At 73.1% G+C, this 14,995-nt stretch carries 12 protein-coding genes, 1 tRNA gene and 1 riboswitch; of the genes, 5 read left to right on the top strand and 8 right to left on the bottom strand.

The features are described from left to right. Nucleotides 1-40: 40 nt before the first annotated feature. Complete coding sequence (locus tag ACFXPL_RS31135) at nt 41-2,152, bottom strand: asparagine synthase-related protein (RefSeq protein WP_384925889.1); 2,112 nt, start codon at nt 2,150-2,152, stop codon at nt 41-43. 708 nt (nt 2,153-2,860) lie between these two features. On the opposite strand from ACFXPL_RS31135, the gene ACFXPL_RS31130 reads away from it, so the two are divergent. From ACFXPL_RS31130 to ACFXPL_RS31115, 4 genes are all read left to right on the top strand, one after another. Continuing rightward, nucleotides 2,861-4,360, top strand: coding sequence for a sporulation protein (locus ACFXPL_RS31130; RefSeq protein ID WP_384925887.1), 1,500 nt, complete (start codon nt 2,861-2,863; stop codon nt 4,358-4,360). 130 nt (nt 4,361-4,490) lie between these two features. After that, the gene (lhgO, locus tag ACFXPL_RS31125; RefSeq protein WP_384925885.1) at nt 4,491-5,708 is read left to right on the top strand and encodes an L-2-hydroxyglutarate oxidase; all 1,218 of its coding nucleotides are present in this window, start codon (nt 4,491-4,493) and stop codon (nt 5,706-5,708) included. A gap of 117 nt (nt 5,709-5,825) precedes the next feature. Next, nucleotides 5,826-6,596 (top strand): tRNA (guanosine(46)-N7)-methyltransferase TrmB, encoded by a 771-nt coding sequence (gene trmB / locus ACFXPL_RS31120; protein ID WP_384925883.1) that lies wholly within the window; start codon nt 5,826-5,828, stop codon nt 6,594-6,596. Between the two features lie 125 nt (nt 6,597-6,721). Continuing rightward, a complete protein-coding gene (locus tag ACFXPL_RS31115; RefSeq protein WP_384925881.1) occupies nt 6,722-8,065 on the top strand; it encodes a PrsW family intramembrane metalloprotease in 1,344 nt (447 codons plus the stop codon). Between the two features lie 79 nt (nt 8,066-8,144). Here ACFXPL_RS31115 and ACFXPL_RS31110 read toward each other — a convergent pair whose 3' ends face one another. The 5 genes from ACFXPL_RS31110 to ACFXPL_RS31090 form a co-directional block, all read right to left on the bottom strand. Further along, nucleotides 8,145-9,194 (bottom strand): M23 family metallopeptidase, encoded by a 1,050-nt coding sequence (locus ACFXPL_RS31110; RefSeq protein ID WP_384925879.1) that lies wholly within the window; start codon nt 9,192-9,194, stop codon nt 8,145-8,147. Between the two features lie 11 nt (nt 9,195-9,205). Continuing rightward, nucleotides 9,206-9,360: riboswitch (cyclic di-AMP (ydaO/yuaA leader) on the bottom strand. A gap of 319 nt (nt 9,361-9,679) precedes the next feature. Continuing rightward, on the bottom strand, nt 9,680-10,843 hold the full coding sequence (locus ACFXPL_RS31105) for a PP2C family protein-serine/threonine phosphatase (protein ID WP_384925913.1): 1,164 nt from the start codon (nt 10,841-10,843) through the stop codon (nt 9,680-9,682). Nucleotides 10,844-11,144: 301 nt separating this feature from the next. After that, nucleotides 11,145-11,891 carry a MerR family transcriptional regulator gene (locus ACFXPL_RS31100; protein ID WP_384925877.1) on the bottom strand — a complete coding sequence of 249 codons (747 nt, stop codon included), beginning with the start codon at nt 11,889-11,891 and terminating at the stop codon, nt 11,145-11,147. A 169-nt stretch (nt 11,892-12,060) separates the two neighbouring features. Further along, nucleotides 12,061-12,134, bottom strand: a tRNA-Met gene (locus ACFXPL_RS31095). A 120-nt stretch (nt 12,135-12,254) separates the two neighbouring features. Further along, nucleotides 12,255-12,449: a hypothetical protein gene (locus tag ACFXPL_RS31090; RefSeq protein ID WP_384925875.1), complete on the bottom strand. Its 195-nt coding sequence runs from the start codon at nt 12,447-12,449 to the stop codon at nt 12,255-12,257. A 62-nt stretch (nt 12,450-12,511) separates the two neighbouring features. On the opposite strand from ACFXPL_RS31090, the gene ACFXPL_RS31085 reads away from it, so the two are divergent. Continuing rightward, nucleotides 12,512-13,153 (top strand): HAD family hydrolase, encoded by a 642-nt coding sequence (locus tag ACFXPL_RS31085; protein WP_384925873.1) that lies wholly within the window; start codon nt 12,512-12,514, stop codon nt 13,151-13,153. 41 nt (nt 13,154-13,194) lie between these two features. Here ACFXPL_RS31085 and ACFXPL_RS31080 read toward each other — a convergent pair whose 3' ends face one another. After that, nucleotides 13,195-13,410, bottom strand: coding sequence for a hypothetical protein (locus ACFXPL_RS31080; RefSeq protein WP_384925871.1), 216 nt, complete (start codon nt 13,408-13,410; stop codon nt 13,195-13,197). A gap of 105 nt (nt 13,411-13,515) precedes the next feature. Beyond that, nucleotides 13,516-14,964: an aspartate aminotransferase family protein gene (locus ACFXPL_RS31075; RefSeq protein ID WP_384925869.1), complete on the bottom strand. Its 1,449-nt coding sequence runs from the start codon at nt 14,962-14,964 to the stop codon at nt 13,516-13,518. Between the last annotated feature and the right edge of the window lie 31 nt (nt 14,965-14,995).

The following is a 14,995-nucleotide window of genomic DNA, read 5'->3' as shown; positions in this document are numbered from 1 at the left end:
CCCCGGAGAGTGCGGACGCGGGGCTCAGTCCGTGAGGCCGCTACGACCGCAGCGTCGGGCGCGGGACCACGCCGCCCGCGACCGCGCGCTGGCGCGGGGCCGCCGTGCCCGTCCAGCAGGTGCCCCGGCGGGAGAGGAGCCGGCGCAGCCAGAGTTCCGTGGAGACCAGGTCCGCTATGCCGTCCAGCGGGACCGGTTCGCCCTCGGCCGCCGCGCGCAGGGCCTTGCGGACGACGCGGGCCTCGACCAGGCCCGCGTCGGCGAGGAGGGGGGCGTCGAAGAGGGTGATCAGGTCGCCGATGGAGGCGCGCAGGCCGACCCGGGTGGCCGCCGCCGAGCCCGCGCGGGAGGTGGCGCCCCAGCCCGGGGGGAGGTCGTGGATGCCCGTGCCGGCCAGAACCGTACGGAGGATCTCGGCGCGGGCGCCCGGCTGGACCCTTAGCGCTTCGGGGAGTTCGCGGCAGGCCCGTACGACCTGGTTGTCGAGGAAGGGCGCGTGCAGCCGCTGGCTGCGGATCTCGCCCGCCTGCTCGAAGACCCGGTGGTCGGCGGCGAAGCGGGCGAGGGCGGCGCGGGCGCGGGCCTCGCCGGGGCGCTGGACGGAGGTGGGGCGGGTCGCGCCGGACAGCAGGCGAACCGATACTTCGGCCAGCGCCTCCCCGGTCAGCCAGCGGGCGGCGGGCCCCGGCCGTGACCAGGTGAGCGCGGCGAGCGAGGCGCCGAGCGGGCTGTTCGACGCGGCGGACAGGAGCGCCCGGTTCGCCTCGGGGAGCCGGGCGGCGGCCTCTTCGAGGCCGGTGCGGTAGGGCGTACGGGCCAGTCTGCGCGCCGCCCGGTAGACGGTCACCGGGATGAACAGCGAGGCGGGCGACGGGCCTTCGGCCTTGGCCAGTGCGGTGACCGGGGCCAGGAGGTGGCGTCTGCGGCGGTCCAGGAGCAGATCGGCCAGGCGCGCCGGGTGCGCGTCGAGGACCTCGCGGGCGCCCGCCCCGGTGAAGTGGTCCGCGCTGCCCGCGGCGAGGCGCCGCCGGTGGCGTTCGGCCGCGACCAGGGAGGGGCCCGGCTCGTCGGTGAGCGGGCCCTCCAGCTCGGCGTAGGGCAGGGCCTCCTCGCCCGCCGCGACGACCACGTGGTGCAGCCGGGGGTTGGCGGCGATGGCTCTGGCCCGTTCCAGTTCGGCCTCGTCGCGGCCCGCCGTGGACAGGTCGTTGAAGGTGACGGCGAGCAGCCGCTCCCCCGCGCCGGTGCCGTGCCCGAGGATCGTGCCGGGCGCGCCGGGCAGTCCGGCGGCGAGCAGCGCGAGGGTGCCGGAGGCGCTGCCGCCGGAGAGGTCGGCGCCGATGCCGGGGACGGGTCCGGCGCCCCCGCGTGCGGCGCGCCGGTCGGCGGGGCCCATGCCGGGGACGGGCCCGGGGTCCTGCGGCAGGGTCTCGGGGGCGTGGCGCGGTGCCAGGAGGCGGGCGCGTACGGAGTCGACGAGGGCGTCCCGTACGCCTTCGACGGCCAGGTCCGGGTCGCGCTGGGGGCCGGCGACGGCGAGGGAGGCGACCGGTTCGTACCCGGTGATCTCGCGCGACCCCTCGCGCAGGACGAGCGCGTGCCCCGGCGGGATGCGCTTGACGCCTTCGTACGGGGTGGAGTCGCGCAGCGCCTCCGGGGTCTCGGGGCAGGCGAGGAGCGCGGCGAGGTGGCCGATGTCGAGCTGGGCCTCGATGAGGTCGGCGAGCGGCAGGGCGGCGGTGGCGTACGCCGTGCCGCTCGCCCAGGGGGTGTAGAAGACGGGGCGCGCCCCGGCCAGGTCGCCTGCGATGGTGACGCGGCGGCCGATCTGGGCGACTGCGGTGTAACTCCCGGACCAGGCGGTGAGATGGCGCAGCGCGCCGCCGCGCGCGGCGAACAGGCCGACGCGCAGTTCCTCGTCGGTGGCTCCGCAGCAGCCGAGTACGGCGAGCCGGGTGAAGGGGTCCACGGTGACGACCCTGATCTCGTCGGGGCGCCAGTCGCCTACGGCCCACAGGGGATCCGGGTCGCCCCACAGGAGTTGGGAGCCGACCGGGTGGACGCTGCCGCTCTCGGAGTCGCCGACGGGGCCGACCGCCCCGGCCGTGCCGAAGCGGGCGGCGATACTGCTCCATCCCACCAACCACCGCATCGACGCCTCCACGCTTCCACAGCCTGTGGATCAATCGGGCCCGGACCGGGGCCCCCTGGAACCGGGATCGTGCGGTCCCTGGCCCATGATCCCGCGTCGAAGCTCAAGCTGAGAAGCTCGAACCGAAGCCGTTCGGGACCATGCTGCCATGACAACAGCGCACGGGAGGGCCTACGGAAGCGTGCGCGCGAAGGGGAATGCGCCCCTGGCATTGGCCATGTGGCGGAGAAACGGCGCTCTCCCGACCGACAACCGATGGGCAGCATTCAGCCAATCTCCGAACGCGGCGCGGCGCGGCGCCCGGCCCCCCAAGCGGGCCTCAGGCGGGCCCCGAGCGGGCTCCGGCGCCGGCGAACGTTCGGTCCGGGAGGCGGGATTCGCCTCCCGGACCGGTCCACCGCCCGCGGGGATTGGGGCGGCGGTATCCCCCAGCCCACTCGTTCCAGTACGCAGTGGGCCGACCCACGCAGGTCTCATGGAAGCGCTCGCGCTCCCGCGGGGCCAAGAGCGCACGGCCGGGCGCACGCTACACACCCGGAGCACGGGGCGTCTCTCCGGGGCCCGTTCTGCGGCCTCGGGACGGACAACAATCCCGCCATCCGGAAGTCCGCCCCTTAACGGTCGGGATGTGGCGAACTACGCTGGGTTTACGAATGCCGCGCGCCTATGCCGCAAAGCGGCGGCCGTCTGTGTGTCGAGGGGTGACGCATGTCCAGGGACCTACGCGGGCCGAACGAGAAGCTCGGCACCGTTCTCGCCCTCGCGGGAATCAGCAACGCCGGCCTCGCCCGGCGGGTCAACGACCTCGGGGCGCAGCGCGGTCTGACACTTCGCTACGACAAGACCTCCGTGGCGCGATGGGTGTCCAAGGGGATGGTTCCGCAGGGTGCGGCGCCCCATCTCATCGCCGCAGCCATCGGAGCGAAACTGGGACGTCCTGTCCCACTCCACGAGATAGGGCTCGCGGACGCGGACCCGGCCCCCGAGGTCGGGCTCGCCTTCCCGCGTGACGTCGGGGAGGCGGTGCGCACGGCGACGGAGCTGTACCGGCTGGACCTGGCGGGCCGGCGCGCGGGCAGCGGGGGCATCTGGCAGTCGCTGGCCGGATCTTTCGCAGTGAGCGCTTACGCGACGCCCGCCTCCCGGTGGCTGATAACACCCGCCGACTCCTCGGTCGCCCGTGATCCGGCGGTCGCGGAGGCGGCGCAGGGAGCGCACGGCGGGGGCGGATCCGGCGCGCAGGGAGCCGACGGGAGCGGTCCCGCCGGGGGTTCCGGCGAGCTGTCCCCGCTGCGCGTGGGCCACAGCGATGTCGCCAAGCTGCGCGAGGCCGCGTCCGACGCGCGCCGCTGGGACTCCAAGTACGGGGGCGGCGACTGGCGTTCGTCGATGGTCCCGGAGTGCCTGCGGGTCGACGCGGCGCCGCTGCTCCTCGGGGCGTACAGCGACGAGGTCGGCCGGGGGCTCTTCGGTGCCACGGCCGAACTGACCAGGCTGGCCGGGTGGATGGCCTTCGACACCGGTCAGCAGGAGGCTGCGCAGCGCTACTACATCCAGGCGCTGCGGCTGGCGCGCGCGGCGGCCGACGTACCGCTGGGCGGTTACGTGCTGGCGTCCATGTCGCTCCAGGCGACCTACCGCGGCTTCGCCGACGAGGGCGTCGACCTCGCCCAGGCGGCGCTGGAGCGCAACCGGGGGCTGGCCACGGCCCGCACGATGAGCTTCTTCCGGCTGGTGGAGGCGCGCGCGCACGCGAAGGCGGGCGACGCGGTCGCGGCCGGGGCGTCGCTGAAGGCCGCCGAGGGGTGGCTGGAGCGCTCCCGGGACGGTGACGCGGATCCGGGGTGGCTGGGTTTCTACTCGTACGACCGGTTCGCGGCGGACGCCGCCGAGTGCTACCGGGATCTGAAGGCGCCGCGTCAGGTACGGCAGTTCACGGAGCAGGCGCTGTCCCGGCCGACGGAGGAGTTCGTACGCTCACACGGTCTGCGGCTGGTGGTGAGCGCGGTCGCCGAGCTGGAGTCGGGCAATCTGGACGCGGCGTGCGCGGCCGGTACGCGGGCGGTGGAGGTCGCCGGACGGATCTCGTCGGCCCGTACGACCGAGTACGTACGGGATCTGCTGCACCGGCTGGAGCCGTACGGGGACGAGCCCCGGGTGGTCGAGCTGCGGGAGCGGGCCCGGCCGCTGCTGGTGGCGCCCGCGTAGGCCCCACCGGCGGTACGGGGAGGTCCGCCGGCGGGGCAGGGAAGGCCCCGGCCGTGTTGGTGTCCGCGCGCGGGTTTGAGCACGCCGTCCCCGGGCCAGTGCACTATCGGGGTGGGAGGTGACGCGCGCGATGGGCACACGTGTGGGGTTCGACTGCGAGGTACTGGTGATCGGCGGCGGGATCGTCGGCCTGTCGACGGCGTACGCGATCACGCGCGGGGCCCCCGGCACCCGTGTCGTCGTGCTGGAGAAGGAGCCGGGACCCGCGCGCCACCAGACGGGCCACAACAGCGGGGTGATCCACAGCGGGGTCTACTACCGCCCGGGATCGCTCAAGGCGCGGTACGCGGTGCGCGGCGCCGCCGAGATGGTCAAGTTCTGTTCGGAGTACGGCATCGCGCACCGGGTCACGGGCAAGCTGATCGTCGCCACCCGCCGCGACGAGCTGCCCCGGCTGCACGCCCTGGTCCAGCGCGGCCGGGAGAACGGCCTGCCGGTGCGGGAGCTGGGCCCGGCGCAGATCATGGAGTACGAGCCGCAGGTGCGCGGCGTCGCGGCGATCCAGGTCGGCACGACGGGCGTCTGCGACTTCGCGGCGGTCGCCCGGCAGCTCGCCGCGTCGGCGGAGGCCGCGGGCGCGTCCGTACGGTACGGAGCGGAGGTCACCGCCGTCGACCGGCGCCCCTGGGGCGTCGCGGTCCGTACCGCGTCCGGGGCGGTGGTCAGGGCGCGCGCCCTGGTCAACTGCGCGGGGCTGCACTGCGACCGGGTGGCCCGGCTCGCGGGCGACGAACCGGGGATGCGGATCGTGCCGTTCCGGGGCGAGTACTACGAGCTGGCCAGGCCGGAGCTGGTCCGGGGGCTGGTCTATCCGGTGCCGGACCCGGCGTTCCCGTTCCTCGGGGTGCATCTGACCCGCTCGGTCGACGGCAGCGTCCACGTCGGCCCGAACGCGGTCCCCGCGCTGGCCCGCGAGGGGTACACCTGGACCGCCGTACGCCCCGCCGAGCTGGCCGCGACGCTGGCCTGGCCCGGGGCGTGGCGCACGGCGCGCGACCACTGGCGGTACGGCGCGGGTGAGCTGCGCCGCTCGCTCTCGAAGCGGGCCTTCGCGGCGGCCGTACGGCGGCTGCTGCCGGCGGTCAGGGACGCCGACCTGCGCCCGGCGGCGGCGGGTGTACGGGCCCAGGCGGTCCTGCGGGACGGCACCCTGGCGGACGACTTCCTGATCCGGCGGGCGGGACGCACGGTCCACGTCCTCAACGCGCCGTCCCCGGCCGCGACCGCCTCGCTGCCCATCGGCCGGGAGGTGGCCCGCCGGGCGCTCTCGGCGCTGGCGGACGAGTAGGGCCCGGGAGCGGTCCGCCGAGGTCCGTAGAATTGGGGCATCGCGGCCGGGTCCCGGCCGCCCCCGCACACCACCAGCCGCCCCCACCAACCACTCCCACCAGCCCGGATTGCCGAGATGACCGAGAACCCCACAGTGAGCCGCAGCGTGAGCCGTCCCGCGAGCCGGATGTTCCCCGACGGCTCGGGCCCCGCGGCCGACCCCGCCGGGTCGCACTTCGAGCGGCGCATCCGCAGCTTCCAGCCGCGCCGCAGCCGGGTGACCACCGGGCAGGCCGACGCGCTGCGGCGGCTGTGGCCGGTCTGGGGCCTGGACATCGACGGTCAGCGGGTGCTCGACCCGGGCGCGCTCCTCGACGGGCTGCCGGTCGTCCTGGAGATCGGCTTCGGGATGGGCGAGGCGACGGCACGGATGGCCGCCGACGACCCCGGCACCGGCATCCTCGCCGTCGACGTGCACACCCCGGGCCAGGGCAATCTGCTCCGGCTCGCCGAGGAGAACGGGCTGTCCAACATACGGGTGGCCAACGGCGACGCGATCATCCTGCTCCGGGAGATGCTGCCGGCCGCGTCGCTCGACGGGGTACGCGTCTACTTCCCCGACCCCTGGCCCAAGAAGCGGCACCACAAGCGCCGGCTGATCCAGCCGGAGTTCCTGGACCTGGCCGCGGCCCGGCTGAAGCCCGGTGCCGTACTGCACTGCGCGACCGACTGGGAGCCGTACGCCGAGCAGATGCTCGCCGAGCTGACGGCCCATCCGGACTTCGCGAACACGGCGCGGGACGGCGGCTACGCGCCGCGGCCCGCGTTCCGGCCGCTGACCCGGTTCGAGGGCCAGGGGCTCGACAAGGGGCATGTGGTGCACGACCTGCTGTTCCGCCGCACCTGAAGCTGCCGTACCTGGGGGCCGTCGTACGGAAGGCCGTCGTACGGAAGTCTCCCGGACCGGAAGTCAGGGCCTGGGATCACCCGGGGTGATCGCCAGGTGTCAGTGCCCCTCGTTAGGGTCATCAGGTGTCAGAACCGTCCCCGCAGCGCCTCGACCCGCATCCGGCCATCCCCGTCTACGAGCAGCAGGAGCAACTGGGCGACCTGTGGAGCGCCGTGCCCGAGCCCGCCCGCAGGCGCTACCGGCCGACGCGCGCGTTCTGGCGCAACAGGGCGGTCAGGGCCGGGGCGTTGATCACGGTGCTCGCGCTCTGCGCGCTGGTGATCCTCGCGCTCGTCCGGGAGCAGACCGGGCCCCAGGGTTTCCTGGTGGGCCTCGGGCTGGCGGTTCTGCCCGTACCGCTGCTGGCCGCCGCCTTCCGCTGGCTGGACCGGGTCGAGCCGGGCCCGTGGACGAATCTGCTGTTCGCCTTCGCCTGGGGCGCCTTCGCGGCGGCGCTCGTCGCGATCATCGCGAACTCCTTCGCGACGGAGTGGATAGCCACCGCCACCGCGGACCCGGCCGGCGCGGAGTCCCTGGGCGCCACGGTGATAGCGCCGGTCGTCGAGGAGAGCGCGAAGGCGACGGCGATCCTGCTGATCTTCCTCTTCCGCCGGAGGAGCTTCACGGGGCTGGTCGACGGGGTCGTGATCGCGGGCTTCAGCGCGACCGGCTTCGCCTTCACGGAGAACATCCTCTATCTGGGCAACGCCTTCGGCGAGGACCAGACCCAGGGGCACTCCGGGCTGAACTCGGTCACGGCGGCGACCTTCTTCGTACGCGTCGTGATGTCGCCGTTCGCCCACCCGCTCTTCACGGCGGCGACGGGCATCGGCTTCGGCCTGGCGGCGGTGGCGGCCCGGCGCCAGAGGATCCGCCGCGTGGTCCTCCCGCTGCTCGGGCTGGCCCTCGCGATGGGCATGCACGCGCTGTGGAACGGCTCGGCGTCGCTGTTCGGGCCCTTCGGCTTCTACGCCGTGTACGGGGCGTTCATGATGCCGGTCTTCGGGCTGCTGACCTGGCTGGCGATCTGGAGCCGCCAGCGCGAGCTGCGGACGCTCGCGGCCGAGCTGCCCGCCTACGCCGCCGCGGGCTGGCTGGCCCCGGCCGCGCCCCTCGCGCTCTCCTCGATGCGGGCCCGCACCATGGCGCGGGGGTTCGCGAGCCGCAGCCACGGACCCGCCGCGGCGCGGGCGGTCGGGGAGTACGAGGCCTTCGCGACGTCCCTGGCGTTCCTGCGCCACCGGGCCGGACGCGACCCGGTCGGCCCGGACTTCGTGGAGCGCGAGCAGGAGCTGCTGCACCACCTGTGGGAGCGCAAGGAGATAGCCGGGCCCGCGCTGACGTACGCGGCGCGGGCCACCGGCCGGGTGCGGGTGCCGCCGCCGTACATCGACTACGACGGCTACAACCCGTACCGCCAGTACTGACCTCCCGGGGTGACGGGGGCCTGGACAGGGGGCACGGGTCGGGCGGAATCGCGAAGCCTGGCGGGGGCGGTGACGTGCGTCAGGGGTTGATGCCCTTGCCGTTCAGCCAGGCCATCGGGTCGATGCCCGTGCCGCCCGACGTGTGGACCTCCAGGTGGAGGTGCGGCCCGGTCACGTTGCCGGTCGCGCCGACGCGGCCGATGACCTCGCCGGTGGAGACCTTCTGACCGGCGCTGACGGAGAGGGAGGACTGGTGCGCGTACCAGATCTCCGTACCGTCATCCAGCTCCAGGACCGTGCGGTAGCCGTACGAGCCCGACCAGCCGGCCGACTTGACGGTGCCGCTGTGCACGGCCTTGATCGGGGTGCCCGTCGGCGCCGCGAAGTCCAGGCCGGTGTGGTAGCCGGAGGACCAGAGGGAGCCGGACTGGCCGAAGGAGGAGGTGAGGGTGTACGAGGAGGTGGGGAGCGAGTAGCTGGCCGCCAGCTTGGCGAGACGCTCCTTCTCGGCCTTGGCCTCGGCCTCCGCCTTGGCCTTCTTCTCGGCCGCCTCGATCTTCTCCTGCGCGTCCGTCTGACGCGCCTTGGCCTGGGCCGCGGCCTTCTCGGCCGCCGCGTCCTGCACCGCGGCCCGCTGCGTCGCGTCGGCCTCGGTCTGCTGCCGCTCGGCCTGCTGGAGGATGCGGGCGCGCAGCGCCTCGCCGGCGTCGGTGGCGCCCTGTTCCGCGTCCGAGGCCGTCAGCCCGGCGGTGGTCAGCGGCTCACCGGCCAGCACGTCGGAGTCGGAGTCGTCCGAGCTGAGATAGCTCATCCCCGGCAGGGACTTGGCGTCGGGAAGATTGTCCGCGATGGCATCGGGCAGGGATATGGAGACCGCGGGCTTGTCCTGGGCGGTGGCGATGCCGCCCGCGCCGACGGCGGCGATGACGCCGACGCCGAGGACGGTGGAGCTGCGCGCGAGCCCGTTGCGCTGCTTGGCGACGCGGTGCTTGCCGCGTACGGGGCGGACGGACTCCTCGGTGGGGTTCCACTCCCCCCAGGTCCCGGGCGCCTCGTTCTCACCGCCGCTGCCGAAGGAGTGGGGTGCGTAGGTCGCCGTTGCCGTGGGGGCAGGCTGGTTGGACGCCACTGAGGCGTGCTCCTTTCCTTCCTTCTCGCCTACCGGGTTAGCTGACGGGTTCGGAGCAGGAAGGTCTCCTACGGGTGCCCCCCGCCGCACAAGGCGGCAAGTAGCTCCCGATTCACCCCAATTGGTGGTTCCCCGGTTCCCTCGCGGAATTCGGCGCACACGCACGGTGCCATCTCTGACGACGGCTGGGACGACCGCGCTGCGTTATCGAACGTTAATAGAGACCAGGGCGTTATTCCAAGCTGTTCCCAGTGATCGTTAACGACTTCGCATCGGATGTACCGGGACACAAGGACGCACATCGGGGCGAGTTGACCGATGCCCCCGGCATATCGATCCACTACACATACCTGACGGTATGTCATATGTTATGCGGAGGGAGACGCACCGATTACCGTTCGTGACCGGCGATCGTGAAGCCGCGGAGCCGCGGAGCCGGAGCCTCGAAGTCGTGAAGCCGCGAACCGGTGAGGCCGTGGAGCCCGTCAGGTGACGATCGGCATCGTCCTGCGCCGCTCCGGCTCCCCCTCCCCGGGCCGGCTGACCGCCAGCAGCGCCATGTCGTCCTGACTGCCGCCGCCCGTGTGCCGCCGTACGTCGTCGATCAGCGCCTGGAGCATCTCGTCGGGCCCCTGGAAGATCCGCCCGTCGAGCCGCTCGCGCGGAACGTAGAAGACCCCCTGGGTGTCGCGCGCCTCGGTGAGCCCGTCCGTGTAGAAGAGCAGCGTCGCGCCGTCCGGGTACACGGACTGCTCCGCCCGGTCCGGCCACGCGCCCAGCTCACTCATGCCGAGGGGCAGCGCGGGGTCCTGCGCCGCCAGCATCGTCACGGCTCCGTCGTGGCACATCAGCAGCGGCTCGGGATGGCCCCGGTTGACGAGCCGTACGACGTCCTCGCCGTGCGGGATCTCCGCCAGTACGGCCGTGGTGAACCCCTCGAAGACATCGAGCCCGTCCCGCCGCGTCCCCTCGCGCAGGAGCGAGCGCTCCAGCCGCTGCGCGACGCCCTCCAGCGAGCTCTCCTGCTCCGCCGCCTCCCGGAACGACCCGATGATCACGGCGACCGCCTCGACCGCCTCCAGCCCCTTCCCCCGTACGTCGCCGACCACCAGCCTTACCCCGTACGGCGTGTCCTGCACCGCGAACAGGTCGCCGCCGATGAACGCGCCCTCCTGCGCCGCCTCGTACCGCGCCGCGATCCGCAGCCCGCCGATCCGCTCCGCCGGTCTGGGCAGCACGGCGCGCTGGGCGGTCTCGGCGATGATGCGTGCGGAGGCCAGCCGTTCGCCGCTGCGTCTGACGACCCCGTTGATGTAGAGCGCGAGGACGGAGACGAGCAGCACGGTCAGCAGTTCGCTGTACGACACCACCGAGAAGAGCGTGTCCGTGTGGATGCGCAGCGCCGCCTCGGCGACGAGTGAGGCCAGACCCGTCAGCAGGGTGCCCAGCAACGGGTAGAAGGGCGCCGCGATCAGCGGTGCGGCCGCGAAGAGCGGCGCCCCGGTCACCCGCGCCGGGGTCGCCAGATCCAGGACCACCCCGCCGATGATCACCAACGCGGGCAGGAACCGGACGAGCCTGCGCCCGGCGAGGCGCCGCCCGTGCGGGCCGTGCGGTCCGTACGGCGCCGCGTCGCCCACCTGGGCCAGGTTCTGGGCGGGGTCCCGGCGGTGGTCGCGCCCGCTCGTCGTCCAGAAGCCCGCGCCGTCCGCACCCAGGACGCCGGCGCCGTCGGCGTCCTGCCTGCTCCTGCCGCCGAGGCGCTCTCCGATCTTCCTGAGCTTCCCCACCAGTCGTCTCCTGCCCGGTCCGCCGACGGCTGCGGACGGTACCGCGCTCCACCCAGGCTGGCCGCTGCCGCGCCGGGCAGCGACCCGCCCTCGGCCGACTGGGCTACGGAGGCCGGTAGGGGACCGGTACTTGGACCACGGAGCCCCGATGGGAAGACGCTCAGTCGGTCAGGTGGCGCTCGGCGTACACCTTCATGGCGTCCCGCACGAGCACAGCCGTACCTTCACCGTACTGGTCATACGTCGCGGTGAAACGTCGATCATCGACGTACATGGCCGTCACGCCGATGACATAGGACCTGGTGGGCTCCATGGTCACCGAAAGCCAGCCGCAGTGACGCCGGGCGACCGCCTGCGCCTCGTCGCTCGAAGCGCCGTGCCCGGCCGCCGCCGTACGCCCCCAGTCGCGGGCGATCGACTCGTGCCGCTCCCCGAACGCCCGGCGCTCCTCCTCGCTCAGCGAGCGCCACCAGCGGTCGCTCTTCTCGTAGGCGGGACGGCCCCACCTCTCGGTGACCTCCTGCTCGTACCGCGTGTGCGCGAAACCGTCGAACACTTCTTCTGCCATGAGATCCTCTCCGTTCCCGGTCTTGTGGAGAGTGGTCCGCACGGACGAGATCAGCCGTCCGATGCGCTCGCGCTCCTGCTCCAGCAGCGCCAGATGGCCGCGCAGGGCGGCGGCCGTGTCCTGCTGGCCGTCGAGTATCCGGGCGATGTCCGGCAGCCCGAGCCCCAGCTCCCGCAGCAGCAGGATCCGCTGGAGCCGGACCAGGGCCTCCTGGCCGTAGTACCGGTATCCGTTGGCGCCGGTCCTGCTGGGCTCCAGCAGTCCCAGCTCGCCGTAGTGCCGGAGCGTACGGCTCGTCGTGCCGGCCTTCTTCGCGATGTCCTGGATCGACCACTCCATGACGTTCACGGTAGAAGTTGACGTTACGTAAAGGTCAAGCCCTCGATCCGAGCCGCGGACCCGAGCGCGGGAACGGCTCCCGCGCGGGAAGGGCTCCCCGCGCGAGAACGGTTCCGGGCACGACGAAGGCCCGGATTCACCAGGAATCCGGGCCTTCGTTTTCTTCCAGTAGCGGGGACAGGATTTGAACCTGCGACCTCTGGGTTATGAGCCCAGCGAGCTACCGAGCTGCTCCACCCCGCGCCGTTGAATGCAACTCTACGCCATCCGGAGCACGGTCCTGACCACTTTCCCGTGGAGCCGCCCGTTTCCCGTGAAACCGGCGGTGGAACCGCCCGGAAAGGCGCCGGAAGGGGCGCCGCGTCACGCGGCTTCGACCACGTCCGCCCGTACGGCGGCGGCCCACTCCACCAGCAGCCGCTGGTAGCGCTCCTGCTCGGCCGACGACAGCGCACCGCCCGCACGCCCCCACAGCGCGCGGATGTCCGCGTTCACCACAGCGGCGGATCTGACCGGGTACGGGGACGCGGACTTCGAGGAGGAAGAAGAAGCGAACATAGGAGCAAGGCTACGGCCAGCCACTGACAATCGGCGGAGCGTATCCCTCTACGCTGGGACCGATGATCGAAACCATGGTGTTCGACGTAGGCGAGACCCTTGTGCGCGACGACCGGCACTGGGCCTCCTGGGCCGACTGGCTCGGCATCCCGCGCCACACCGTCTCCGCACTGGTCGGCGCCGCCACCGTCCAGGACAGGGACGACACGGACGCGCTGCGCCTGATCCGGCCCGGCATGGACGTCGCCGAGGCGTACCGCGCGAGGGAGGCCGCCGGGCGCGGCCAGCATCTCGACGAGTCCGACCTCTATCCCGACGTACGCCCGGCCCTCGCGGGCCTCAGGAAGCTCGGCGTCCGGGTCGTCCTCGCGGGCAACCAGACCGTCAGGGCCGGCGAGCTGCTGCGCGGCCTGGACCTGCCGGCCGATCTCGTCGCCACCTCGGGCGAGTGGGGCGTCGCGAAGCCGTCCCCGGAGTTCTTCGCGCGGGTGACCGAGGCGGCGGGGGCGGCGCCCGACCGGACGGTGTACGTGGGCGACCACCCGGCGTACGACCTGTTCCCCGCGAAGGAGGCGGGCCTGCGCACGGCCCATCTGCGGCGCGGGCCGTGGGGGTATCTGTGGGCGGACGACCCGGCCGTGGTCAAGGCGGCGGACTGGCGGATCGACGCCCTGACGCAGCTCGCCGCGATCGTCGCGGACTGATCACACGCCGAGGGCCGGAGGCCGGGCCGGGCGGCGGGCCCTCACACCACCACGCCGTACTCGTGCGCGGGGCCGCCCTGCCACTCCACCCAGGCGGGGTCGTCGAGCAGTTCCCAGGCGTCGGGCAGGCCGGCCAGCCGCAGGAATTCGACCAGGTGGTCGTCGGAATGGGCGAGTCCCATGATCCGCCCGCGGACCGTGACCCGCCGTCCGCCTGTCCCGGACGCCCGGTGGACGACGATCGGTGCATCACTCATACGGCCAAGAGTGCGACGATCTCGCCCCGTCCGCAGCATCTCGGGCCCGCCATCTTCAGGACCGGGCAGTAGCGTGCGTCACATTCGCCCCTCCGCCCCCGGCTTTCACCCCGCCCCGCCGCCTCCCCCGCTCCCGCCGCCCAGGACGGCGAAGACCTCGCCGATCGCCGCGCAGGTCCGGTCCGTGTCGTCCTCCGTCACCGCGGCCGACACGAACCAGCAGGCCAGTCCGTGCGCGTTGGTGTGGATGCCGCGGCGCAGCAGCTCGTGGCGGAAGACGTCGTACCGCCGCTGATCCAGGTGGAGGGTGTCGCGGTAGTTGCGGGTGGGGGCGCCGCCCGGCGAGAACACGACCTGGAACATCGCGCCGACGCCCTGCACCGCGCACTCCACGCGGTGGTCGGCGGCGGCCCTGCGGATGGTCTCCATGATCCGCTGTCCGGTGTCGTCGATCTTCTTGACGACGGCGGGGTCGGCGAGCGCGGTGAGCGTGACGAGGGCGGCCGTCGCGCAGAGCGGTGAGGCGTTGTACGTACCGCCGTGCTTGACCCGGCCGTTGGCGAGCGCCGCCATCACCTCGCGGCGGCCCGCGAAGGCGGCGATGGGCAGCCCGCCGCCGAGGGCCTTGGAGTAGACGGCCAGGTCGGGCACGACGTCGTACAGGGCCTGCGCGCCGCCGGGTCCGGTGCGGAAGCCCGTACAGACCTCGTCGAAGACGAGGAGGATGCCGCGCGCCGTGCACTCGTCGCGCAGGAAGCGCAGATAGCCGGGGGCGGGCATCGTGCAGGCGTTGTTGGCGACGATGGGTTCGCAGATGACGGCGGCGAGTTCGCCGCGGTGGGCGTCGAGTACGGCGACGAGGGCGTCCGGGTCGTTCCACGGGCAGACGACGACATCGCCGCTGACGCCGGCCGGGATGCCCGGGGAGTGCGGCACGGAGTGCGGGGCTTCGTAGGGGCCCGCCGCCGCCTCCGGGGGGCGGTTGGAGATCGCGAGGGTGTCCGTCCAACCGTGGTAGTGGCCCTCGAACTTGAGGACCTTGGACAGCCCACTGTGGCCGCGGGCGGCCCGTATCGCCCCCTGGACGGCCTCCGAGCCGGAGTTGGCGAAGCGGACGAGGTCGGCGCAGGGGACCATCGCGCGGATGAGTTCGGCGAGTTCGACCTCGGGCACGTTGCAGGTGCCGAACATGGTCCCGCCGGCGAGGACCGCGGTGAGGGCGCCGGTGAGCGCGGGGGGCGCGTGGCCGAGTACGGCGCTGCCGTACGCGGCGAGGTAGTCGACGTACTCGTTTCCGTCCGCGTCACGAATGCGGGCGCCGGAGCCACTGGTGATGTAGAGGGGATACGGATGCGGCCCGGTGGAGGTGAGCCGGGAGGAGGAGCTGATTCCGCCGGCGAGGGATTTCTTGGCGCGCTCGAACAGGGCGCTGCTGTTCGCGGTTCCGCCGAGGGCGGGAACACCGGGGAATCCGGGAACACCGAAAGCGCCGGGCTCACCGGGAACGCCGGGAACGCCGGAAACAGGTACGCCGGATGGATTCATCGAGGTCATGATCACTCCTGCCCGGGAATGTGTTCGAAAG

The sequence above is a fragment of the Streptomyces sp. NPDC059092 genome (genome assembly GCF_042756365.1).
In the GTDB taxonomy this organism is placed as follows: Bacteria; Actinomycetota; Actinomycetes; order Streptomycetales; family Streptomycetaceae; genus Streptomyces.
Note: the sequence above shows the minus strand (reverse complement) of the source record. Positions and strands in the feature narration are given on the sequence as shown.

Excerpts from the sequence above, each read along its gene's own strand:
- trmB (WP_384925883.1), top strand. The coding sequence starts at position 5,826 with ATGACCGAGAACCCCACAGTGAGCCGCAGCGTGAGCCGTCCCGCGAGC.
- ACFXPL_RS31135 (WP_384925889.1), bottom strand. The coding sequence starts at position 2,152 with ATGCGGTGGTTGGTGGGATGGAGCAGTATCGCCGCCCGCTTCGGCACG.
- ACFXPL_RS31090 (WP_384925875.1), bottom strand. The coding sequence starts at position 12,449 with ATGTTCGCTTCTTCTTCCTCCTCGAAGTCCGCGTCCCCGTACCCGGTC.
- ACFXPL_RS31100 (WP_384925877.1), bottom strand. The coding sequence starts at position 11,891 with ATGGAGTGGTCGATCCAGGACATCGCGAAGAAGGCCGGCACGACGAGC.
- lhgO (WP_384925885.1), top strand. The coding sequence starts at position 4,491 with ATGGGCACACGTGTGGGGTTCGACTGCGAGGTACTGGTGATCGGCGGC.
- ACFXPL_RS31080 (WP_384925871.1), bottom strand. The coding sequence starts at position 13,410 with ATGAGTGATGCACCGATCGTCGTCCACCGGGCGTCCGGGACAGGCGGA.
- ACFXPL_RS31075 (WP_384925869.1), bottom strand. The coding sequence starts at position 14,964 with ATGACCTCGATGAATCCATCCGGCGTACCTGTTTCCGGCGTTCCCGGC.
- ACFXPL_RS31130 (WP_384925887.1), top strand. The coding sequence starts at position 2,861 with ATGTCCAGGGACCTACGCGGGCCGAACGAGAAGCTCGGCACCGTTCTC.
- ACFXPL_RS31085 (WP_384925873.1), top strand. The coding sequence starts at position 12,512 with ATGATCGAAACCATGGTGTTCGACGTAGGCGAGACCCTTGTGCGCGAC.